The organism is Spirochaeta dissipatitropha (assembly GCF_054657935.1).
On sequence record NZ_BAAHXT010000004.1, the window covers coordinates 42,937 to 64,198 of the forward strand.

25 protein-coding genes are annotated in these 21,262 nt (G+C 49.8%); 19 read left to right on the forward strand and 6 right to left on the reverse strand.

Annotation, left to right across the window (positions count from 1 at the left end):
• The first annotated feature begins 16 nt into the window (after positions 1–16).
• The 13 genes from ACYQ2L_RS05615 to ACYQ2L_RS05675 all read left to right on the forward strand — a co-directional run bounded on the left by ACYQ2L_RS05615 (position 17) and on the right by ACYQ2L_RS05675 (position 11,819).
• Positions 17–568, forward strand: a complete 552-nt coding sequence (locus ACYQ2L_RS05615; RefSeq protein WP_460052298.1) for a hypothetical protein — start codon at positions 17–19, stop codon at positions 566–568.
• 60 nt (positions 569–628) lie between these two features.
• Complete coding sequence (locus ACYQ2L_RS05620; protein WP_460052303.1) at positions 629–820, forward strand: DNA-directed RNA polymerase subunit omega; 192 nt, start codon at positions 629–631, stop codon at positions 818–820.
• Positions 798–1,757 (forward strand): tRNA (adenosine(37)-N6)-dimethylallyltransferase MiaA, encoded by a 960-nt coding sequence (miaA, locus tag ACYQ2L_RS05625; RefSeq protein WP_460052307.1) that lies wholly within the window; start codon positions 798–800, stop codon positions 1,755–1,757. Before ACYQ2L_RS05620 ends, miaA begins: the two co-directional genes overlap by 23 nt.
• A gap of 365 nt (positions 1,758–2,122) precedes the next feature.
• Entirely contained in the window at positions 2,123–2,959 is an 837-nt protein-coding gene (gene folP / locus ACYQ2L_RS05630) for a dihydropteroate synthase (protein WP_460052310.1), read from the forward strand.
• Positions 2,956–3,756 carry a diadenylate cyclase CdaA gene (gene cdaA / locus ACYQ2L_RS05635; RefSeq protein WP_460052313.1) on the forward strand — a complete coding sequence of 267 codons (801 nt, stop codon included), beginning with the start codon at positions 2,956–2,958 and terminating at the stop codon, positions 3,754–3,756. Before folP ends, cdaA begins: the two co-directional genes overlap by 4 nt.
• A complete protein-coding gene (locus ACYQ2L_RS05640; protein ID WP_460052317.1) occupies positions 3,746–4,729 on the forward strand; it encodes a CdaR family protein in 984 nt (327 codons plus the stop codon). The genes cdaA and ACYQ2L_RS05640 overlap by 11 nt, the downstream gene beginning before the upstream one ends.
• Positions 4,726–5,094, forward strand: coding sequence for a holo-ACP synthase (gene acpS / locus ACYQ2L_RS05645; RefSeq protein WP_460052321.1), 369 nt, complete (start codon positions 4,726–4,728; stop codon positions 5,092–5,094). Before ACYQ2L_RS05640 ends, acpS begins: the two co-directional genes overlap by 4 nt.
• Positions 5,095–5,985, forward strand: coding sequence for a DUF2225 domain-containing protein (locus tag ACYQ2L_RS05650; protein WP_460052326.1), 891 nt, complete (start codon positions 5,095–5,097; stop codon positions 5,983–5,985).
• Positions 5,982–6,752, forward strand: coding sequence for a tRNA pseudouridine(38-40) synthase TruA (gene truA / locus ACYQ2L_RS05655; protein WP_460052329.1), 771 nt, complete (start codon positions 5,982–5,984; stop codon positions 6,750–6,752). Before ACYQ2L_RS05650 ends, truA begins: the two co-directional genes overlap by 4 nt.
• Positions 6,749–7,579, forward strand: coding sequence for a uracil-DNA glycosylase (locus ACYQ2L_RS05660; protein ID WP_460052332.1), 831 nt, complete (start codon positions 6,749–6,751; stop codon positions 7,577–7,579). The genes truA and ACYQ2L_RS05660 overlap by 4 nt, the downstream gene beginning before the upstream one ends.
• 29 nt (positions 7,580–7,608) lie before the next feature.
• Positions 7,609–9,552: a replication restart helicase PriA gene (gene priA / locus ACYQ2L_RS05665; protein ID WP_460052335.1), complete on the forward strand. Its 1,944-nt coding sequence runs from the start codon at positions 7,609–7,611 to the stop codon at positions 9,550–9,552.
• Positions 9,553–9,565: 13 nt separating this feature from the next.
• Positions 9,566–10,462 carry a bifunctional DNA-formamidopyrimidine glycosylase/DNA-(apurinic or apyrimidinic site) lyase gene (gene mutM, locus ACYQ2L_RS05670; RefSeq protein WP_460052339.1) on the forward strand — a complete coding sequence of 299 codons (897 nt, stop codon included), beginning with the start codon at positions 9,566–9,568 and terminating at the stop codon, positions 10,460–10,462.
• 46 nt (positions 10,463–10,508) lie between these two features.
• A complete protein-coding gene (locus tag ACYQ2L_RS05675) occupies positions 10,509–11,819 on the forward strand; it encodes a PTS sugar transporter subunit IIA (protein ID WP_460052342.1) in 1,311 nt (436 codons plus the stop codon).
• Here the strand turns inward: ACYQ2L_RS05675 and ACYQ2L_RS05680 are convergent.
• From ACYQ2L_RS05680 to ACYQ2L_RS05690, 3 genes are read right to left on the reverse strand one after another with little or no spacing between them, the layout of a single operon-like run.
• Entirely contained in the window at positions 11,806–12,915 is a 1,110-nt protein-coding gene (locus tag ACYQ2L_RS05680; protein WP_460052346.1) for a sensor histidine kinase, read from the reverse strand. The genes ACYQ2L_RS05675 and ACYQ2L_RS05680 overlap by 14 nt on opposite strands.
• Positions 12,912–13,565 (reverse strand): cobalamin B12-binding domain-containing protein, encoded by a 654-nt coding sequence (locus ACYQ2L_RS05685; protein ID WP_460052350.1) that lies wholly within the window; start codon positions 13,563–13,565, stop codon positions 12,912–12,914. The genes ACYQ2L_RS05680 and ACYQ2L_RS05685 overlap by 4 nt, the downstream gene beginning before the upstream one ends.
• Positions 13,566–13,609: 44 nt before the next feature.
• Complete coding sequence (locus tag ACYQ2L_RS05690) at positions 13,610–15,472, reverse strand: adenylate/guanylate cyclase domain-containing protein (protein WP_460052354.1); 1,863 nt, start codon at positions 15,470–15,472, stop codon at positions 13,610–13,612.
• Positions 15,473–15,718: 246 nt separating this feature from the next.
• On the opposite strand from ACYQ2L_RS05690, the gene ACYQ2L_RS05695 reads away from it, so the two are divergent.
• Positions 15,719–16,384, forward strand: a complete 666-nt coding sequence (locus ACYQ2L_RS05695; RefSeq protein ID WP_460052356.1) for a hypothetical protein — start codon at positions 15,719–15,721, stop codon at positions 16,382–16,384.
• Positions 16,385–16,401: 17 nt separating this feature from the next.
• On the forward strand, positions 16,402–16,797 hold the full coding sequence (locus ACYQ2L_RS05700) for a hypothetical protein (protein ID WP_460052361.1): 396 nt from the start codon (positions 16,402–16,404) through the stop codon (positions 16,795–16,797).
• Here the strand turns inward: ACYQ2L_RS05700 and ACYQ2L_RS05705 are convergent.
• The gene (locus ACYQ2L_RS05705; protein ID WP_460052365.1) at positions 16,760–17,611 is read right to left on the reverse strand and encodes an Rpn family recombination-promoting nuclease/putative transposase; all 852 of its coding nucleotides are present in this window, start codon (positions 17,609–17,611) and stop codon (positions 16,760–16,762) included. The genes ACYQ2L_RS05700 and ACYQ2L_RS05705 overlap by 38 nt on opposite strands.
• Before the next feature lie 499 nt (positions 17,612–18,110).
• A complete protein-coding gene (locus ACYQ2L_RS05710) occupies positions 18,111–18,560 on the reverse strand; it encodes an integrase core domain-containing protein (protein ID WP_460052368.1) in 450 nt (149 codons plus the stop codon).
• A 164-nt stretch (positions 18,561–18,724) separates the two neighbouring features.
• On the opposite strand from ACYQ2L_RS05710, the gene ACYQ2L_RS05715 reads away from it, so the two are divergent.
• The 4 genes from ACYQ2L_RS05715 to ACYQ2L_RS05730 all read left to right on the forward strand — a co-directional run bounded on the left by ACYQ2L_RS05715 (position 18,725) and on the right by ACYQ2L_RS05730 (position 20,122).
• Positions 18,725–18,865, forward strand: coding sequence for a hypothetical protein (locus ACYQ2L_RS05715; protein WP_460052371.1), 141 nt, complete (start codon positions 18,725–18,727; stop codon positions 18,863–18,865).
• Positions 18,866–19,169: 304 nt separating this feature from the next.
• Positions 19,170–19,253 (forward strand): hypothetical protein, encoded by an 84-nt coding sequence (locus tag ACYQ2L_RS05720; protein ID WP_460053213.1) that lies wholly within the window; start codon positions 19,170–19,172, stop codon positions 19,251–19,253.
• A gap of 188 nt (positions 19,254–19,441) precedes the next feature.
• Positions 19,442–19,789: a type II toxin-antitoxin system RelE/ParE family toxin gene (locus tag ACYQ2L_RS05725; RefSeq protein ID WP_460052373.1), complete on the forward strand. Its 348-nt coding sequence runs from the start codon at positions 19,442–19,444 to the stop codon at positions 19,787–19,789.
• A 15-nt stretch (positions 19,790–19,804) separates the two neighbouring features.
• Complete coding sequence (locus tag ACYQ2L_RS05730; RefSeq protein ID WP_460052377.1) at positions 19,805–20,122, forward strand: helix-turn-helix domain-containing protein; 318 nt, start codon at positions 19,805–19,807, stop codon at positions 20,120–20,122.
• A 196-nt stretch (positions 20,123–20,318) separates the two neighbouring features.
• Here ACYQ2L_RS05730 and ACYQ2L_RS05735 read toward each other — a convergent pair whose 3' ends face one another.
• On the reverse strand, positions 20,319–21,104 hold the full coding sequence (locus tag ACYQ2L_RS05735) for an Rpn family recombination-promoting nuclease/putative transposase (RefSeq protein WP_460053218.1): 786 nt from the start codon (positions 21,102–21,104) through the stop codon (positions 20,319–20,321).
• Positions 21,105–21,262 lie beyond the last annotated feature (158 nt).

A 21,262-nucleotide genomic window follows, 5' to 3' on the forward strand; every position in this document is an offset into this window, starting at 1 on the left:
CGGCAAGGAGTCAGTAATGAAAAAGTTGACAGCATGTATAATTATAGGTTTGTGTATTCCTGCTTTTACCTTCGGCCTTGGCGGCGGAGGAATATTCTGGGGCGAAAGCCATGTGATTCCAAATTATTTATTCGATGGAGAACTGCAGAATACCTCTGCTGAGTTCACCTACCGAGGAGGCTACGGCTATGGTGTGAATCGCTACGGCCAGCGCAACGGTGGTTTCGGTATGATTATCAGCTCCGTCGATACTTCTGCAGCAAGCATTCATGGTGTTTTCGGCGGTGGAATGACCGGCGGCCAGCTCCGGCTTGGGTTGCTGACATTAAGTGCAAATATGTATGCTGGAATCGGTCATCTCGGCGGGCCGCTGCTTGGAAACCGCAGTGGATTTGCAGTACTGGGAGAAGTGAACGCCGAGGCCGGAGTGCGCATTACCAGCTGGATGCAGGTATCTGTATACGGCGGAATGCAGGGGATGTCCAGATTCGGCGCGCCGAGCAGGGTAGCAAACACTGCAGTGTACTCACCGGTTATTGGTACACGTTTGACATGGGGTTCCTTTTAGGGAACCCTGTATCCCGTGCCTGCTACTTGCAGAGACCATATAAAAAGTGTAATGTGAGCCATGATCCTACCATTAGATTTATTGGAAAGTGCTGATACTAATATGTATGAGCTGACAGTTGCTGCTATCCGTCGTGCCTATCAGCTTACCGTAACTGGTGACGAAGAGTTGGCGAAAAATGAAGGCAGGGTTGTGCCGACTGCTATCAAACAGATTCTGACCAAGAAAGTTGCATACCGAATCGAAGACTGAATTACCCTGTATTGTCCTGAGCGGGCCGACAGCTGTTGGCAAGTCGGCATCGCTCGGTGTTTTGCGGGCAGCCGTCCGCGAGTTTTGCTCGAGTGAAATCGAGGTTATCTGTGCAGATGCCTTTCAGGCTTATGCCGGCCTCGATATCGGTACAGCAAAGCCGTCCCCCGGAGAGCGCAGAGAATATTCCTACAAACTTATCGATATACTTCAGATTAATGAACAGTATTCGGCAGGTATGTTCTTCGAATATGCAGATGCTGCCTGTCGGGATATTCTGTCCCGCGGACGCATTCCGGTAATGGAAGGGGGGTCGGTATTTTATATCTACACCTTTCTGACAGGGCTTCCTGATGCTCCGAAGACTTCGGATGCGACTCGTCAGCAGCTGCAGATGGAGATAGAGCAAAAAGGTATTGAATGGTTGCGTCAGGAGCTTGAACGAATTGATTCAGCTGCTTCGCAGCGTATACCCTCAGGCGACCGGTATCGAATTCAGCGGGCGGTGGAAATTTACCGTGAATCGGGCAGGCTGCCTTCAGAGTTTCTCGGTTCTGCCGGACTCAGGGATAACCTGAATGCCTGCGTACTCGGGCTGGAACGGGAGCGGGCAGTGTTGCACACCCGTATTGCCAGGCGTGTTGAAGAAATGTTCGAGCAGGGCCTCAGCAATGAGCTTGAAGGTTTGCTGGATCAGGGCTTTGGTCCGAAGGATCCTGGACTGCGAGCGATCGGATACCAGGAATTCTGGCGTGACGACGGGGATCGGGAGACTGATTTTCTGAAAGTGTCCGAACTTATACAGAGAAATACAAGAAGACTGGCAAAACGCCAGATAACATTTCTGCAGCGTATACCTGGAATTAAAACAGGTGCTGCCGAATCGAACGAGTGGCTGCGGAATGAGGTCCGTACTTTTGCAGAGACCCTGCACTGAGTACTTGACCTAACCGATCAGAGATGATAGAAATGTCCACTCATAAACGGAAAATTTGCCTGAAGGGAGTGTGTCCAAGTGCCTTGTGGAAGAAAAAGAAAGCGAAAAAAAATCGCAACGCATAAGCGGAAGAAAAAACTGCGGAAGAATCGGCATAAGAAGAAGGGCAAATAGACCCCTGCGTATTCGGCTGCTCGATCGGACTGTTCTTTTGTAGCAGTCCGTCCACAGTTAAGAGATTGCTATACCTGCAACCGCGGGTTATACATGTATAAAAGGCTGCGGCTTTCCGTTCTTACGGAAGGTACTCAGCCTTTTTTCATATGGATATACATATCGCTCTGTGATACAATGCTGATTGCATCATGAAACAAGCGTCTTTCACCCTCATGGGAATCGTAAACAGAACCCCGGACTCATTTTTTGCCGCCAGCCGATCAATGCCCGGAGAGATAGATGTCCAGCCGGCTCTGGATATGGTCAGACATGGAGCTGATATTCTTGACATTGGCGGTGAGTCATCCCGGCCCGGAAGTGAGTATGTGTCAGCGGAGGATGAGATTCAGCGGGTAATTCCGTTTGTACGGGAACTCAGGAAACACTGCAGCATAGCTGTCTCCGTCGATACCCGAAAGGCTGTAGTTGCCGAAGCGGCCTTCAAGGCAGGTGCTGACTGGATCAACGATATTTCTGCCCTGCGGGATGATCCCGATCTGGCCTTGGTAGTCGCCGATCATGCTGCCCCCGTTGTACTTATGCATATGGCAGGAACTCCCCGGAATATGCAGAAAAACCCGGAATACAGGGATGTTGTAGCAGAAGTTGAGGCTTTCCTTATTGAAGCTGCGGAAAGAGCTGTTCAAGCGGGGATCAACCCCGGGAACATCATTCTGGATCCCGGAATCGGTTTCGGCAAAACCCTGGAACATAATATTGCCCTTATTCAAGCTATTCCTCGATTCAGGAAACTTGGATTCAGAATTCTGATTGGTCTGTCGCGAAAGACAATGCTCGGCATGCTGGCAGGCAGCCGTGAAGCACCGCTCCCTCCGGAGCAGCGTTTTGCAGCAAGTATCAGCGCGCAGCTTATCTGTCTGCAGTTAGGTGCCGATATTATACGCGTACATGATGTTGCCGCCATGCGGCAGGCTATGGACACAGCCCTTGCCCTGTGGCCGTCATGGAACGGGGTCAATGCATGAATATGTTCGAAAATTTCAGTATCTTTACAGAAATACTCCTTCCCGCACTGGATATACTGCTGCTGGCATTTCTGATCTACAAGGGTTATCAGATTCTGCTGCAGACTCGTGCAGTTCAGCTGGTCAAAGGGGCTCTGTTTCTGGTTGCTATGTATGCAATCGCTTTTTTCCTGAACCTGCGTACAGTGCTTTTGATCATGAATACAATTGCTCCCAGTCTGGTTATTGGTATTGCCATAATATTCCAGCCTGAATTGAGAAAGATATTTACCCGCATCGGTCAGGGGAATTTTCTGTCTTTTTCACGCAGATCAAAACCATATCCCATAGATCAGGTAGTAGCTGCAGCCGAGACACTTGCCTATAACGGGAGAGGCGCACTTATCGTTTTTACCAGAAGTGTCGGGCAGAAGAATATTATCGAAAAAGGCACGCTCCTGAATGCCGAGATAAGCAATGCCCTGCTGGTTACGATTTTCATGCATGATAATCCCCTGCACGATGGGGCAGTTGTACTGCAGGGCAGCACTCTTGTTGCCGCCGCCTGTTTTCTTCCGCTCAGCGAGCAGCTGGATATACGTCGGAGCTTTGGAACACGACATCGGGCAGCTTTGGGTCTCGCCGAGGAAACCGACGCAGTAGTGCTTGTAGTCTCCGAAGAAACCGGAGCTCTCTCTCTGGCCCATGATGCTAATCTGCATTATGATTTGAGTGTTCCTGAACTTTACGCTCGATTGAAGGATGCACTTAATCTGCGGGATGCCGAGGAAACTGAGGTGGTGCAGCTTGAACAATAAGATTTTTCAGTTTGTCAGCCATAACTGGGCAGCCAAGATTCTGAGTCTTGCAGCCGCATTCCTGCTTTTTTCTCTTACAGCCCTGTCTCAGCTTGAAGAGCGCTATATAACCGTTCCTCTGGAAATCAGAACAGATGAGAGTATGGCTATCGCCTCCTCGGTCCCGAGAACAGTACGTATAGCATTGCGGGGTGATGCTCAGATAGTAAGTTCACTGCGTGAGGAAGAGCTTGAAGTATATGTTGATCTCACGCAGGTCCGTCAGAGCGGTGCCGCGCGTGGTCCTGTTCTCATCCGCAGAAACTCCGAGACAATAAATCAGCTTGAGATCCGGATTGAACCAAGTGAGGTCAGCCTGCAACTTGAGCCGCGTTACCGGAAAAGCGTTGAGGTTATTCCTTCTATTACAGACACCCCCGTGCATGGCTTCGAGCAGCGTCAGTACTTTGTGACTCCTTCGCTTGTTGAAATAGACGGTCCCCGTTCGCGGGTCGAAGCGGTGGAAGCTGTAAACACCGAGACCATTTCACTTTCGGGCAGAAGGGAAGATTTCAACAGCCGGATCCGCCTCGAGCGGCCGGATCCTTATATCAGTTTCCCTGGTGGGGATACCGTGGACTACCGTGGTATAATCGAAGAGCGGGTGCTTCTTACTACCTTTATGGATGTAGATATCAACATAGTTCAGCTGGACTCCAGCCTTGATCTTGTTTCCAGTGTTCCTGCCGGTAGTGTACGCGTACAGGGCAGTCAGCTTTTCCTTGAAGCCCTCAGGGAAGATGCCATACAGCTTGAGGCTGATGCCTCCGGCATACAGGAGCCGGGAACCTTCGAACTGCCCGTCAGACCAAGAGTTCCGTCAGAACTGCTGACATTACGCTACGAGCCGCTTAGCCTGCAGCTGCGTTTTGAAATGCCTGACGGACCTGATGCAGATCAGGAGCAGGATACCGTGACTGGAGATACGGAGTGATTTTCGGTATAGGTACAGATATTGTAAAAGTCGATCGCTTTGATAAATGGATGGAAAGCGGAATAAGCAGCCGCTGTTTTCATCCTGATGAGCTGAATTATTGCCTTGGCAGGGGACTGAAGGCGGCGGAGGCAATGGCGGCACGTTTTGCAGCCAAGGAAGCCTTCGGAAAGGCTTTGGGAACCGGCATCCGAGGATTTGCACTGAGGGAAGTAGAAGTCCGGCAGACGGAATCCGGCCGGCCATTGCTCAAGCTGCATGGGAAGGCTGGTGAGCTTGCTGCCTCTGTCGGTATCGTTAATACTCATGTCTCCTTGTCGCATGAGCGGGAGTATGCAACAGCAGTCGTTGTATTGGAGGGATAGATGGCCGGAACCGCAATTCAGGAAGTGACATTTTTTACCAAGGATCTGTTGTTCTGTCCTGTGTGCAATGGTGAGTACAGAAGAGAAGAGCTCCGTAGTGGACGGGGCCGTCTGATCGCTGGAAGTCTTACCCCTGAACTCCGTCGATTGTATGAGCCAAGTCAGAAATACGGAGAAGTGTATCCACTGCTTTATCCGATAACTGTCTGTCCTCACTGTCTCTATGCTGGAATGATATCCGATTTTGATTCAATTCCGCAGCTGCTGGCTGACGAGCTTGAAGACAAGCGCGATGAGCGTATCAAGGAAATCAGAAAACTTTTCCGGGACCTTGATTATCGCGAACCGCGCCGTCTTCAGGAAGGAGCAGCATCCTACATACTGGCAATAATGTGCTATGATGTTTTTCCAGCTGACTATTCACCGGTTATTAAACAAGCGGTTTCTGCATTGAGAGCGGCCTGGCTCTGCAGCGATCTACACCGCAAGAATCCCGGTGACAATTATGACTATCTCAGACATATTATGTACCGTAAGGCATGTTTTCTGTATCGGAGGGCGATAGAGCTTGAACAATCCGGAGAACAGGGAATCGGCGGATTGAAGCATCTGGGGCCGGATCTGGATAAAAACTATGCATATGATGGTGCCCTGTACATAATGGGTCTCCTGGAATACAGATATGGGCCGCGTGAAGATACTGCTTCACGTCTTAAATCTCTCAATACTGCCAAGCGAACCGTGGCACGGATCTTTGGAATGGGGAAAGCCTCGAAGAACAAACCAGCGGCGATTCTGGATAATGCCAGGGATGTCTACGATCAGATTAATCAGGAAATTTCCAGACTTGGCGGAGAAATCAACGATACAGAGGACAGCGAACAAGAATGATATCCCGGCAAAGAAATATCTGTCTCGAAATTCAGTATGATGGCACAGACTTCTGTGGCTGGCAGGTGCAGCACAATCAGCGAAGTGTACAGGGCGAAATCGAGAAGGCCCTTGCCAAACTTCATCGTAAGTCCGTTGATCTCTATTCAGCCGGGAGGACTGATTCCGGTGTACATGCGCGTGCTCAGCGGGGAAATTTTTTCAGCTCCATGGATTCGGTACCAGCTGAAAAATTCGCATCGGCCCTGAACAGTATGCTCCCGCAGGACGTGAGGATTCAGCGCAGCTGGCAGGTAGCAGATGACTTTCATGCTACCAGGGATGCAGTCGAACGGCGTTACCGTTATTATATGTATCCCGGCAAATTCGCACAGCCGCTGCTCGACCGTTACCGGCTTAGACTCCCTGTACTGCCGGACATTCTCGAAATGAATCGCATGGCTTCTCTGCTTGTCGGAACCCACGACTTCACCAGTCTGGCCTCATGCAAGAATGAAAAAACCATGATTCGAACGGTCTATTCCGCGCATTTCTTTTACGATGATCATGGAATGGTCTTTGAAATATCCGGCGCCGGGTTTCTATGGAAAATGGTTCGCAGTATAATCGGTACAATGCTCGCTATAGCTGATTTTGATGACCCGGCAGGGACTTTCAGCAGAATTCTGGAGGCCCGTGACCGCAGTGCTGGAGGGAAAACAGCTCCTCCCCACGGTCTGGTATTGTATAGTGTAGCGTATCCTTCGCATAAGGAGCAGACCGAATGACACAACAGGTATGGGAACTACTGAATGATCTTGAAGATATAATGAATACCGGTTACAGAAGTGAGCACAGTCCTCCTCCTGACCCGTCTGCTGTTAAGCCTGATGCCACAGTCGCGGCTTCAGCCTCAGCCGCAACGGATGTCTCAACAGCTCCTGGAACTAAGACTGGAAGTATGGAAAGAGGTGCCGCAGTCTATGCACAGCCCGGGTATGAACCTGCCGCTAGTGGCTCACCTGCCGCAGCTGCCGAAAGCATTTCCGAGCTGGCCGAACTCATACAGGGCTGCACCCTCTGCGGACTGTCCACTCATCGCGATCGGACGGTACCCGGAACGGGAGCCCTGCACCCCCTGGTTTTTGCCGCAGGTGATGCGCCGGGGGCAGATGAAGACCGGACCGGTCTTCCTTTTGTCGGTCAGAGTGGAGAATATCTGGATAAATGGCTCAAGGCAATTGATCTCTCCAGACACAAGAATGTGTTTATAAGCAATGCACTGAAATGCCATACTCCTGATTACCGGAGTCCTGGTGAAGGGGAGCTGAACTGCTGTTTTCCGTATCTGCAGAAGCAGGTCGAGCTCCTGCAGCCGGCGTGTATTCTTGCCCTCGGCAGGACTGCCGGAGGCTTGCTGACCGGCAGAATGAAGCCCTTGTCTGCACTCAGAGGCAGTGTTCACAGTTACCGCGGTATACCGCTTATTGTCACCTATCACCCGAATGCCGTACTTAAAAACCAGGCGCTGCGTTCCGAGGTGTGGGCTGATCTGCAGCTGCTTCGGGATACCCTTCGTAAACTACGAAGCGACTATCGTCCGCTAATCCGCTGACCGGAATTCCATGTCTGAAAGGAGCGCCCTTGTACTATTATGAGCTGGCATTCTCACTGCCCCTGCATCGGACATTCAGTTACAGCTGGCCGGAAAAAATCGAGATTGGATCCCGCGCAATAGCCCAGTTCAGAAATCGGTCTCTGCAGGGAGTTGTAGTTTCTGTAAGTGAAACGGCACCTGTGGGTTACAAGGTTAAATCTATTGAAAAGGTTCTGGATGAAGAAGCCGTACTTACACCCGGACTCATCGAACTCGCCCGATGGATGGCAGGGATGTATTTTGCAAGCTGGGGTGAATGTCTCGGGACCATGATGCCCAGCGCAAAAGAGGAGCGGAAGGCCGCCGCACTCGGAGGTGCCGAGCCGATTGTCCTTGAGCATGCAGTAAGTTTAACAGAAGACCAGAACGAGGCAATCAGAGAGGTAACTTCCGGGAGTGGAACCCGATTCTACATATATGGTGTTACAGGCAGCGGAAAAACAGAAGTCTTTCTGCAGAGTGCTGAGCACTTCCTGTCCCGGGGACAGGGAATCATCTATCTCGTTCCGGAAATAGCCCTGACCCATCAGGTTGCAGAGGTTCTGCGGATTCGGTTCGGGGATAAAGCCGCAATCCTGCACTCGCGCATGACACCTTCCCAACGACTCAGTGAGTGGCGCAGGATCAAACGTGGAGAGGCCAGCATGGTCATAGGTGCCCGCAGCGCTGTATTCGCTCCCGTACAGAATCTTGGTCTGATTATTCTGGATGAAGAACATGAGGGAGCCTACAAGGCCGGCGACAGACCCCGGTATCATGCCAGGCAACTGGCCATGAAGCGCTGCAGCAGTGAGCAGGCTGTGTTGATTATGGGCAGTGCAACGCCATCTGTGGAAGCAATGCATCTCATGAATACAGGCGGGCTGAGCTGCCTGCGGTTGCCTGACAGGGTGGCTGGGGGCGGTATGCCGCAGATAGATATTGTTGACATGCGGCGTGAGCAAAATGCCCTGTCGCAGCGTCTGCTGCAGGAAATGCAGGAGACCATGGAAGCAGGGAGACAGACAATCCTCTTTCTGAACAGACGGGGTTTCTCGCATTTCTTTCACTGCCGTAGCTGTGGACATGAAATGCAGTGTCCGCACTGTTCTGTCGGTCTTACACTTCACAAACAGCGCGGTAGAATGGTCTGCCATTATTGCGGCTATACCACCCGGCCCGTGGATGTCTGTCCCGACTGCGGCTCGCTGGATGTGGGATATTCCGGTTTCGGAACCGAGCATATTGAGGACGAGGTTCGCAAGCATTTTCCTGCTGCGGTAATAGATCGCCTGGATACCGATACTGCTGCCAAAAAAGGTGCCGCAGAGCGGATACTCAGGGAATTCCGGGATGGAAAGACCGACATACTGCTTGGAACACAGATGGTAGCCAAGGGACTTAACTTTCCGAAACTGCGGCTGGTCGGAATTGTACTCGCTGACACCGGGCTACATATGCCGGACTTTCGCGCTGCCGAGCGGACCTTTACCCTCATAACCCAGGTTGCCGGCCGGGCGGGACGGTATCATCCCGACGGGAAGGTACTCATACAGACCTACCAGCCGGATAATCCTATAATACAGCGTGCCGCTGCTGGAGATGTAGCTGGATTCTATGATGCTGAAATCGAGGTCCGCAAGATGACTGGCTTTCCTCCGTTTTCCAGAATGATTCGTCTGGTCGTCAGAGGAAAACAGGAACAGGCCGTAGTCCAGGCCACCCAGAGCCTGGCGTCCCTGCTTCACAGCAAGGGCAGGTTTCCCGGAGATGTTCTGGGACCCAGCGAATGCCCATTGGGAAGAATTTCCGGAAACTATCGTCATCAGCTGCTTCTGAGAGGCACAGACGGTGGAGCCATGCACCGTAACCTTGCCGCTGCTCTGGACGATTTCACTCTGGCTGCCGGAATGCATCTTGAAGTAGATGTCGACCCCATAGCCCTTTTGTAGGAAGGACCAGTATATGCCGGAATTACCTGAAGTACATACGACAATTGAATCACTGAGAAAAGCCGGAATTGAAGGCCTGGAGATAACAGGCAGCTACGTTGAACGGGAGAATACCGTAGGCGGTGACAAACAAGCCTTTGCCCGTGCTGTACAGGGAATGTACATCGGCCCACTGCAGCGCCGGGGCAAGTATATTCTCATCCCTTTGCTGCAGATGCGTCCCACCGATAAACCAGGCGATAAATCTGGCGCTAAACCCGCGAATTTGCATGGCGACAAGCCCGGCGGATGGCTGCAGATTCATCTGAGGATGAGCGGAAGGTTGTTTCTTGCAGACAGTTATGAGACTGCCTATGTCCGTGCCGCCCTGGCCCTGGATGATGGACGCAGGCTCTGTCTATATGCTCCGCGTAGGTTTGCCAGAATGCTCTACAGCGCAGATCTCGCAGATGTGGAATCCAGACTGGGTGTTGAACCCCTTTCTCCGGATTTCAGCCCGGAGCTGCTTGGACAGCTCGCTGCCGCCAGCAGGAAGCCGATCAAGAGCTTTCTGCTTGACCAGCGCAGGATTGCTGGAGTCGGTAATATTTATGCCGATGAAGCCTTGTTTGAAGCCTCAATACATCCATTACGGACAGCTCAAAGCCTGGAACCATCTGAACTGCTAGGCCTGCACCACGCGATAATTGAGGTGCTTAACAGGGGAATCGGGAACCTTGGAACCAGTCTTGGTCATGGCAAGGCTAATTTTACCCTGCCTGATGGCAATAGCGGAAAGAATCAGGAGGACATCCGGGTTTTCAGACGTACCGGCTTACCCTGTCTGCGTTGCGGAACAATAGTGGAGCGCATTATAGTCGGGCAGCGCGCAACTCACTACTGCCCACGCTGTCAGGAATATACGAACTGATCCGTTCTTACTTGTATTGTGAGTCCTCTCAAGCTAATATAAAGATATGTCAATTGCTGAATACCTGAGCCCCGACCGGATAATTCTCCTGAAACGCAGCACCAAAGAAGGCGCGGTTCTCGAGCTCGTAAAAGCCCTGTGCGCCAGCCTTCCTGGACTTGATCAGGATCAGATCAGCACTGCAATATGGGAGCGTGAACAACTCATGTCGACACGTATTTCTCCACTGATTGCGGTGCCTCATGCCCAGCTTCCAGGCGTTGAAGGTAGCTATATAGCCGTAGGAAAAAGCCGCCGGGGTCTGATTTATGACGCTCGTGACGATCAACGGGTGCATCTGGTGTTTCTACTGGTAGGATCAGAGGAGAACCATCTGAAGGTTCTCAGCGAGCTTGCTCGTCTGCTGCAGCGGCAGGGACTTGTTCAGCGTCTGCTGGCCGCTGCCGGACGTCGTCAGATGTTCCAGATACTTACTGAAACCCCGCCGCGTGATCAGGCCGCCAGCAAATCCCGTACTGCTACCGTCATGGGTGAGTACGCCGGTCAGCTTGCCGAGCGGGTTCATGCCCGGGTCGTCATGGTGCATGGCGAGAGTGCCAGTTCCGGTCTGCTTGCAAATCTCCGCCGCCAGGGAAGGACGGTGGTTCTGGTGGGCAGTGAAGATGTGGGCGATGATATAGATGCTTCATTGTATGATCATCATCTTCTTGTTCCATTCAAGGGACTTAATCGCTCGAATCAGGTAGAAATTACTATGCTGATGGCGCTCTCGCGCGGGCTCATTCACAAGGGTGACAAGGTCGTCAATGTGTTCGGTCTGACAGGAGATCAGCTGGATACGATCGTCCTCAGCGATGTGGCCCGGGATTTCAAGCTGTTTTTTTCCATGCCGGCTTCCGGCAAGACCGAGGGCCTGGATCAGCAGGTGTTCATGCGTGCAATGCAGATAATGGCTGAATTGGCCCAGGAAGGCAGGGAAGGGAAATCGGTCGGTACATTAATCGTACTCGGGGATTACGAGCATGTTAAAAAACACTGCCAGCAGATGGTCATAAATCCCTTCCAGGGCTATGATGAGAGTGAACGTAATATTCTGGATCCGAGCATAACCGAAACCATCAAGGAATTTTCAAGAATAGATGGGGCCTTTGTCATACGGGGTGACGGAGTCATAATGTCTGCCGGAACCTATCTGAGAATCGACAACAATGTTACCGGCTTGACCCCGGGACTCGGTGCACGTCACACAGCTGCCGCTGGCATAACCCTGGACTGTGAAGCCCTCTCAATCTGCCTATCGGAATCAACCCGGCAGATCAGTCTGTTCCGCTCAGGTGAACGGATTATGATTGTGTGATCGGCAGACTGAAGAAAAAGACTGTTCCTTTGTCCGGTGTACTGTCTACCCAGATTCTGCCCCCATGCCCGATCACAATCCTCTGAACGATGGACAGCCCGAGACCCGTGCTGCGCTCCTCACCGAAACTTTTTGCCTTTGATTCGTGAAAGGGCACAAAAAGCTGGGCAATTTCTTCCTCGTCTATTCCTATGCCCTGATCTTCGATTGAGGTGATTACAAAGTTCCCGTCGTTGAAAGCACTGACGTGGATCTCGGTTGAATCCGGTGAATATTTTATAGCATTGCTCAGCAGGTTATTCAGAACCTGGCGGATTTTCATTTTGTCGATGATGAGTTCAGGCAGATGTGTTTCAAAATCTGTGTAGATTTTAATGTCACGTTTTAATGCCAGAATCTGATTGCTTGCAATTGTCCGTTTGAGCTCAGCTGTATAATCTATCTGTTCAGTGTTCAGATGCAGCTGTCCTGATTCGATTTTTGCAATGCTGAGCAGATCCTCCAGCAGGCTGAGCATAAACTCTCCTGATTCCTGGATAAGAAACAACAGATCTCTCTCATTCTTCTGGAGCTGATTCCCACTGCCTTGTATGAGAAAACTGCTGAGAGAACAGATCGACGCAATTGGATTTCGTAGATCATGGGCTGCCATGCCAAGGAATCGGTTTTTCTGCTGGTTGGTACGTTGCAGCTCGGCAGTCTTTTTCTGTAGATCACGGTTCAGATTGCTGAAATCGTTGTTCATCTGGACGAGATTCTGCCGCATGTCAATTATTTCGTTGTGATCAATCTCACCTATTGCAAGTATACTCTTGCCGCAATCAATGAAGCGGAAATAGTATGTCTGCGGCAGTTCTCCTTTTTGATTCAGATTACAGAGAATGCGCTCAGGGCCTTTTTCAAGCATGTCAGTAATCCGGAAGCTACTGTCAAAGTCGAGGAGGATTTCACGGAAATTGCTTCCTGTGGGGTCAGCATGACTCATGCTTTCCGCGGCAGCATTGCAGCCGAGAATTTCTCCACTGTGGTCAAGCTCGAAAATCAGTGAAGGTGATTCCTCCCTCATGTAGTCAAGCAGTGCTTTCTCACCGTTCATGCAAAGTCTTCTCTCTGTATGCAGGCTTCAAGCTCATGTGCAGAATTAATATATCTGATTTCTTCACGATGACTGCCGAGTTCAACATCTCCTTTCACAAAGGCCTGTCCACCGACAATAACAGTAAGATCAGGAAAAGAATCTTTCACTCTGTCGAGAATCCCAGCAAGGGGCAATGATTGCTCGTAGATACTTACCGACAGCCCCAGAACATCTGGACGTTTGTCGTCAATCATGTGAAGGAGGTCCTGCAGCGGAGTGTTGGCTCCCAGGAAATAGCCGTCCCAGCCGTTCAGTTCAAAAATATCAGCAATCATCTTACCGCCTATCTGATGATACTCATTGGCAATGCAGGATATAATCGCAGTTTTACCAATATGCTCAGCTGAAAAGATAATCGGATACACCAGGGGGAACATGCTCTCGGTAATCGAGGTTGCAAGATGTTCAACAGCAACAGAAATCCGGTTTTGCTCCCAGAGACTGCCGACTTCATACATGGATCGCTGAAACAGATCTGTATACAGTATCCGTACAGATGTGCCAGCATCGATTAGTTGTCTGACAATGAGATAACAGCGATTTCTGTCACCTGACAGTAAACTTTCCAGATAGTCCGGGTACACTGTCTCGCAGTTGAGATCTTTCATAATAGTACTATAGGCCATGAACTGCAGATCGTGCAAATACTCTTTTAGCTTGTTTTACCGGTGAGCTCATAGACGCCGATATGCTGTTCTCGCCCGCGGATTTTTACATTTCCCATAAAGCGGGTAACAAAACCTTCGTCCCGGATTTCATGGTAGACGCTGTCAGAAATGGTTATATCAGTACCGAACTTCTTGTTCAGCTTCTCGATTCGCGCCGCTACATTGACCGTATCTGATATTACCGTACTCTCCAGCCGCTCGAGTTCACCTATGATCCCCAGCATAATCGGTCCTGAATGTACGCTGACCCCGACGCGAATATTATCATACTGTGAATACTTCTGATTGAAATGATTTACAGCCGTCTGCAGCTCAAGGGCAGCGTTCATAGCTCCCAGAGGTGAATCCGGGAATATTCCCATAATCGCATCCCCGATGTATTTGTCAATGAATCCACCGTTTTTGCGGATTACGGGGCCGGTTTCAGCCAGAAATGCGTTGATAAAGGTTATGTTTTCCTGGGGAGTCATTTTTTCCGAGATACCGGTGAACCCGCGGATATCGGCAAAGAGAACAGTCAATGTGCCATGAATCTGATCACCGAGCTTGATATCAATAATCTCTTCCTTACCGAGATATTTCAGTACTTCCTGTGGAACAAAACGCCATAGCGAGGTATTGATTTCCTCGATGATTGCATATGCCCGGGTAAAGAGGTAGGACAGCACAATCGTCTGGGTCACCGTAAACACCACCAGCCCAAGGGTGGAGAGGTATGTCGTCTGAATCAATCCTCGATTGTAGAGAATGTCGTTCAGGGCAGTCAGGAAGAACACAATACCCCCGGCCAGCAGCAGCCTGGCACCGCTTCTGCCACGCACAGCTGCCAGAACAAGGGCATATATCACCAGAAGTCCTGTCAGAGCAATCAATAGATTATAGTAGGTGAGGATCAGGGTGAAAAATGTGGTAGGTGTTGTGATAATAATTATGGCAAACAGACCACTGAGAACAAGAATCAGCAGGTGAAGTCTTTTCTTCAGTTCGCGAGGATAAATCAGTCTGATAAAGGTAACAAACATCGGGTAGAAGAGACAGATCGTCAGGTAATCCAGCCGCTGCCCGATACCCCAGGGGAATGCCGGAAAGAAGAAGTACCAGAGACGCTCACCCATGAGCATGGTCCGAAAACTGATGATTACACAGAACAGACTGAAAAACAGCGCGCTTTTTTCCTTGTTTCGCAGCATGAAAATCATGAAATGATACAGACCGATTATGCCGAGTATGCCGACGGTAATCATCTCTGCCATAATACGGCGCTCGCGAAGCTCTCCAATCTGCCCGGCCCGTCCGATAAGCAGCGGTTCGGCGAGACCGCCTTTGCTGTGTTCGTAGTTTGACATGCGCAGGGTAAAAAGAACCTCGGGACTATCCGACTGGAAATATACCGCCTGCGGCAGATATTGCGCCCTCGCCGCATTTGACTCGCTGGAAACGATTCCATTGGAAGCGATCAGCTCCCCATTCGCATAGAGTTCGTAGGCGGTATAGACATGAGTGATTCGCAGGCCAAGGACCTTTCCGACAGCAGCTTCCGGCAGCAGAACACGCAGCTGCTGGCTGGCATACCCGATACCTCCAAAGTCCTGCCCCGGTATCCGGTTCCATATCTGGGGCTGTTCCGTTAGCTGTCCCGCACGGAACACATAAGGATCCACCAGCTCGTTCCAGTGGAACGACCACTCACCATTCAGCTCCACAGCCCCGTCTACGGTAAAATCCCGGTCACGGAGATCAAGTACAGCTCCAAGGGCACGCACAGACCCGGAAGCAGAAAGTACAGCCGGCAACAGTAGAAACAGCAGCAAGCTGGTAAGAATGGTGGAACATCGTGTTGGTCTCATGTAGAACTCCGGTCAAATTATAGTCTGAAACAGCGGAAAATAACAGTCTTTTCCAGATGTCTGAGCCTGGATAGCGCTGGTTGGGGGATTTCTACTGGATGGACTATACTCTCCCGAAACATAAGGAGGTTTTAAGTAGAGCCGTGGGCTCAGGAATTTAATGCTTGTATGTATTATGCGACAAGTGGCAGAACTGAAAAACATGTAGTACAGTAGAAATCAAGTCAGTATGGTAATGGAGAAAAAATGATTAAAAGTGTATTTATATGTGTTTTGCTAAGCATTGGTCTAGCCGCTTGCGCCAGCCTTCCGGAGACCGCCAGTCGAATCGACATGATTATTGATGACCAGCAGGTGAGGGTTATTGATGACTCAGCTAATACCGGCACGTGTCTGGAGCAGACTATTGCTGCTGATGACCTGTATGGAACCTGGCAGATAGTAATCCATGAGGTTTATGACCGACGGGCTGCTAACACCTATGATTTGGTATTTTTAGATCAGAATGAACGTTCGCGCAGATCTACCAAGCAATGGAAAAGTCAGGGGTTCCAACCTATCGTTACTTCGGTTGAGCATCTGAAAACAATGGAGTTCAAGGAAGATGGTACCATGTTGGTAGCAATGCAACTGTTGGTTGATGGGGAACCAGCAAGCCAGACACACACACCCGACTGGCCATGGACATGGGAACACTCCGATGATAACACCCGCGTTCTGGAATTTCGCTACCAGCTGTCTGAGAAAGGGCTGGAGGTCAAACCTGTATCGGCTATCGGCTTTTATCCCCGACTTCACACCAGTAACGAAAACGACAGCGAATTCTATACCCAACGCCTGTGTTATCGGCAGTACCGTGGTGAAACCTACCTGTACATCGGTGGATACGGATTGCTGTCTCGCCCTGAATAAATCGACATAATGATTGCATGGCAGCAGAGAGACTGGGTGTATTAAGTACTGAGGATTATATGAGTATTTGGAAATTCCTGAATGCTTTTGTGTTCATCGTAGCGATTGCGATTCTGGCATCATGTATGACTGCGTCGCAACAACTTCACAAACAGGTATTTCTGAGGATGCGAGCAGCGAATCCTTATGTTTTTCCGGGAGAGCTGCCGCTTCAGCAGCTGGTTTTCAGCAAGCAGCATAAAAAATGCTGCTTTGCGCCGGGAGCGGGACAGGGAGAAGAACAACAGAAAACGGATGAATACACTACAGAAGAACCCATACATATTGGTTATCGTAATGCACTGCTGGCAGGTACGGCAAGAGTCCGGGAGGCTTTTACAGGTCGCGGATTTCTTCCTCGCTCAAGCCGGTGATGTCAGCAATGTCTTCGATAGAAAAGCCGCGATCCCGCATTTTTCGGGCATCCTCTATCCGAGCTTGTTGTATGCCTTCTAATTTTGCATTATGCAGTCGAGAGTCTACATCCCGGCGCCACTTTTCTCGGGCTTCAGCCATATCCATAAGTTCATCGTTTGCGGTGAAGTCCTTATAGACTCTGTGGGCCTTTCCGATTGCCGGATTATCTTTTAACAGTACAGTCATTTGATCCTCCTCTATGTTCCCTTCATTTTCAAAATAAAAAATCCACCCATCCAGTTTGTCTTTTACATCACTGGCATGTTCCCGATGGTTTTTGGGCACCTCAATAAAGTGAATCTGGAGGTGCTCGGTTAATACAAACTCCGGTGCATCCTGTTCGGTAATATGGAAACAACTGTGGTAGCCAGGTAGTTGCGGAAAGATCTCGAAATTCAGCAGATTAATGCAGATGGTTGGAGCAAGTTCCCGATAGAAGTTTCCCGATTTGAGCTGATCGGCATAGTTTTTGGCCCAGTAATACAGGCTGCGGTTGGCAAAGCTGCCATTATCATCGACCTGTACTTCCACATTGATCCATCGGCCGGTCGTGTCTTTCGCCTTTACATCGAGAATGCTCTCCTTGTCGCCCCGTACTACTGCCAGATTAAAAGGATTCCTGATCTCCAGTTCAACCACAATCTCATGACCTTTCTGCACAAAGACGGCATTAATAAAATCAATGAGAATATCCTTGTTTTCTTCCGACCCCAGCAGATAACGAACAAAAATATCTGCCATGGGATTCAACGGACGGTCTTTGGTGCTCATAAGTAGATTGTACTCCTATTCATCTGCTGAATCAACTGAGAACAATGGGCCAATAATGCGAAACCACGATAAGGACACGGGTTGCGCGACGGATCGCAGTGGAAAGCCCGCAGTCCGGGGCAATCGTCCGGGCGTAGGTGACGAAGCCCGAGAGCCGATTGCCACTCCATACCGGTAATCCTTGCAGGGGAACCGGTACATACTGCTCTGTCTGAACAGCCCGAGCGAGGACTTGCAGCGGAGAGCCGGGTACCGGCAGGGATCGACTCCCGTGCTACCACAAAACTCATAACCCGTGCATTATCCGGCAAATGAGTGTAGTTGTCACAGTATTTTTGTAAAATATTTGTTCTTTTACAATATCAGAGAAGGAGACCTTTGGTCATATTGCAGTGAATCAGACTAATTTCGGGTTTTTTCTTGATCTGAGAATACAGCAAGGTCATGGATTATTTTGATGCACGGTGAGGAGCTGTAACTATCAAGGAAGTTATTTAGCTCAGCCAGCTTTCCGGTAGTAGTTATGGTACAGACCGAAGAGTACCGGTTCGCTGTGGATTTCTCCATGAGCTTGTGGTGGTGCTCTATTTGGACACTGGTTCCCGATTCCCTGATGCGGCCGGTGAGTGTTATACCAGCTGACATATTCGGATATTACAGTATGCAACTGACGGCGGCTGAAGATAAGCATCTTGTTGAGGATTTCTCGACGGATAGAGCCAATAAAGCGTTCAGCAAATGCATTCATATTCGGTGAATGAGGTGTAATAGCTACATCCGAAATTCCCAGTTTCTCGTAATCAGTCCATTTTAACTCACCTGAGTTGTCGTGAACAAGCCATGTAGTTTCACCACAACGGTCATACATGAATCCCTTGAGCTGGTTCTGGACAAAGGCCATGTTCGGGGTGGTAGTTATACCGAACTGTTTGATTGATCTCGTTTTCAATTCGAGAATGAAGAATACATACATGCGCTTGAAGCAAAGCGTGTCTACTGTAAAGTAATCGCAGGCCAAAGGAAATTGCACTTACTATTGCAATTTCCTTCTCGCATAGGTGGGGAATTGTTAATTAGTTTTATAAAACAACTTAACAATTTATGATCTTGCGAATGCTCTTGCAGAATGTAATTTTGCAAGAAGCTCAGCAGGCTATTATAGTGCAGTTCAAGAAAGCGCTTCCAGCTGCCGGTTGGCTTGAGGTCACCGGTTTTGTAGCCGTCGTTCAGAATTCTGCGTATTGTTTCGTCTGAGACATCGATCGCCAGTTTCTGCAATTCTCCGGAAATGCGCAGAGAGCCACAGGATGGATTTCTGGATTTGATGTCCAGAATAAGTGATCGTATTTTTTTGGATACTGGAGGTCGTCCGGGGGTAATCTTGCGGGGATGTGTCCAGTGTTTTTTCAGTTGATTCTTCCATAGTTTCAGCACAGTATTTGGACTGACAATGGTCAGGTGCTTTTTAAGACCGGGAAAGCATTGCAACAACTTCACAAACAGGTATTTCTGAGGATGCGAGTGCGAATTCTTACGCCATTTCTGCGCGACACACCTGTTGGAAGCCGAGGCTGACGTGCGCACCGTCTCGGAGCTCCTGGGTCATTCCTCGATTAAAACCACGCCCGTTACACCCACGTGAGCTCCGAAGGCTTGAAAATACAGTTCAAGCGTTACCAACCGAGAGAAAACGAACTGTACCGGGAAACCAGCGAAGAGTACCAAACAGCGGTGGCCAATCTTAAGGAAGCATTGTTGTGGAAATGGCGGCTTTGGTAAAACAAGAACTATTAGCTTGAAGGTATATTACATAGAGGTTATATTATGTCAATGGGAGCAGTAGTAGAAAGTACGAGAGAATACCTGGACTGGTTCATAGCTCAAGAGTCGCCGGTACAGGAGGCCGTCCGGGCCTATGTGAAGCTGCTGCTTGAGAAAGGGCCGTCATTGGGGCGTCCCTATGTGGATACGCTGAAAGGCAGTAAGTACCCGAATTTAAAGGAACTGCGGGTCCAGGCAGGCGGGAGAAAGTACCGGATTGTGTTTATCTTTACCGGTGAACGTGTTTGCCTGCTCTTAATTGGTGATGTAAAAGGCGGAGCTGAAGATAAACGGTTCTATAAGAAATTGATAGCGCGTGCGGAAGCGTTGTATGAAGAATATTTGGCCTCACGGTAATTGGAGGAGGATGATATGGCAATTATAAAAGATGCGATGAAAGCGATGGAAAGCGTGATGTCCGAAGATTCTATCGCTCGTTCCAATGAGTTATTTGAACGGGAATTGTTGATGCTCAATCTTGCTGAACTGCGGGAGAAGTACAACATAAAGCAGGCGGATATGAAAGGGTTCTCTCAACCGGCAATCTCCCGGATTGAAGGACGTACTGACATAAAGTTGTCTACTCTGATAAAATATCTAAGCCAGATGGATCTTGAAATGGAAATAAAAGTACGTCCCCGGCATCCTAAACACGGAACCCCTTCGGAAGTGATGCTTTTGCATACCTAAGACTAAGGAGTAGCTGTTATATTAAACGATTAGGTCTTTTACCTTACTCACCATCTTTATGGTAAATGCGTGTAGTTGTCACAGTGATTTTTGGGAGAAGAACAACAGAAAACGGATGAATACACTGCAGAAGAACCCAGACATACTGGATACCGTAATGCACTGCAGGCAGGTACGGCAAGAGTCCGGGAGGTTGTTATAGCTCGCGGATTTCTTCTTCGCTCAAGCCGGTGATACGAGAGATCAATGCTATTTCCAGTCCTTCATCCCGCATTTTTCGGGCATCCTCATGCGCTTTTTGTTGTATGCCTTGTTGCATGCCCCGCTGTTCTCCCCGCTGTTCAATCTTGTCTACTACTTCTGCTAACATAGTCTTAACCTCCGTTAATTGCTGTACCTTGTCGATTTCGCTGTTTCCGAGTGAGCCGCGGAACATCCGGTTGATCCAGTGACTGAACTGACGCAGCTGCTCGGGTTGTTCCTCAGCGATCATGTCGATGGCTGTGTCTATTGTCTGCCGTAATTCTTCATCATCATTCTGCTGCTCCAGATACATGATCGCTGCTACCAGCCCCTTGATACGCTGCAACTTTTCCGATGGTATGTCGCGCTCAATGATGGGGTAGTACTCAAAGCTTGGGATGTACTTTGCCGGGATTTCAGGGGCAATCAGTTTGCTGATGTTACCTGGCACGGTCCAGTTACGGCTGCCGTTATACAGGAGAACCGGACACACTGCCGGCAGTACTCCCTTGGTGCTGCTGCGAAACAGCTGGTCATACAGCTGCAGGATGTACAAAAGCATGCGGACCGGAATGGTTTTTCCCGGGGTGGACTGGAACTCCAACAACACATAGACATACACCTCACGGCCAGGCAGATCGATTTTGTAGATAACATCACTCTCGCGATCCAGAAGCTCGTCGCTGACAAAGCTCTTGTCCACCAGCTCGACATCCTCAACACGTAGGCGCTGTCCCAGGACTTTCGTTCAACCATGATAGATAAGAATACAGCTTTTCAGGTGTTGAAACAATGAATAATGGTGCAAAGCTAACGAGTTGCGCGACGGATCGCAGCGGATAGCCCGCAGTCCGGGGGCAAGCGGCAGGGCGAAGGTGACGAAGCCCGAGAGCCGAT

Excerpts from the sequence above, each read along its gene's own strand:
- ACYQ2L_RS05690 (WP_460052354.1), bottom strand. The coding sequence starts at position 15,472 with ATGAGACCAACACGATGTTCCACCATTCTTACCAGCTTGCTGCTGTTT.
- ACYQ2L_RS05705 (WP_460052365.1), bottom strand. The coding sequence starts at position 17,611 with ATGAGCACCAAAGACCGTCCGTTGAATCCCATGGCAGATATTTTTGTT.
- ACYQ2L_RS05680 (WP_460052346.1), bottom strand. The coding sequence starts at position 12,915 with ATGAACGGTGAGAAAGCACTGCTTGACTACATGAGGGAGGAATCACCT.
- ACYQ2L_RS05615 (WP_460052298.1), top strand. The coding sequence starts at position 17 with ATGAAAAAGTTGACAGCATGTATAATTATAGGTTTGTGTATTCCTGCT.
- ACYQ2L_RS05725 (WP_460052373.1), top strand. The coding sequence starts at position 19,442 with ATGGGAGCAGTAGTAGAAAGTACGAGAGAATACCTGGACTGGTTCATA.
- ACYQ2L_RS05620 (WP_460052303.1), top strand. The coding sequence starts at position 629 with ATGATCCTACCATTAGATTTATTGGAAAGTGCTGATACTAATATGTAT.
- ACYQ2L_RS05675 (WP_460052342.1), top strand. The coding sequence starts at position 10,509 with ATGTCAATTGCTGAATACCTGAGCCCCGACCGGATAATTCTCCTGAAA.
- ACYQ2L_RS05715 (WP_460052371.1), top strand. The coding sequence starts at position 18,725 with ATGCTCTTGCAGAATGTAATTTTGCAAGAAGCTCAGCAGGCTATTATA.
- ACYQ2L_RS05695 (WP_460052356.1), top strand. The coding sequence starts at position 15,719 with ATGATTAAAAGTGTATTTATATGTGTTTTGCTAAGCATTGGTCTAGCC.
- folP (WP_460052310.1), top strand. The coding sequence starts at position 2,123 with ATGAAACAAGCGTCTTTCACCCTCATGGGAATCGTAAACAGAACCCCG.
- ACYQ2L_RS05650 (WP_460052326.1), top strand. The coding sequence starts at position 5,095 with ATGGCCGGAACCGCAATTCAGGAAGTGACATTTTTTACCAAGGATCTG.
- cdaA (WP_460052313.1), top strand. The coding sequence starts at position 2,956 with ATGAATATGTTCGAAAATTTCAGTATCTTTACAGAAATACTCCTTCCC.
- ACYQ2L_RS05730 (WP_460052377.1), top strand. The coding sequence starts at position 19,805 with ATGGCAATTATAAAAGATGCGATGAAAGCGATGGAAAGCGTGATGTCC.
- truA (WP_460052329.1), top strand. The coding sequence starts at position 5,982 with ATGATATCCCGGCAAAGAAATATCTGTCTCGAAATTCAGTATGATGGC.
- ACYQ2L_RS05700 (WP_460052361.1), top strand. The coding sequence starts at position 16,402 with ATGGCAGCAGAGAGACTGGGTGTATTAAGTACTGAGGATTATATGAGT.
- mutM (WP_460052339.1), top strand. The coding sequence starts at position 9,566 with ATGCCGGAATTACCTGAAGTACATACGACAATTGAATCACTGAGAAAA.
- ACYQ2L_RS05685 (WP_460052350.1), bottom strand. The coding sequence starts at position 13,565 with ATGAAAGATCTCAACTGCGAGACAGTGTACCCGGACTATCTGGAAAGT.
- ACYQ2L_RS05660 (WP_460052332.1), top strand. The coding sequence starts at position 6,749 with ATGACACAACAGGTATGGGAACTACTGAATGATCTTGAAGATATAATG.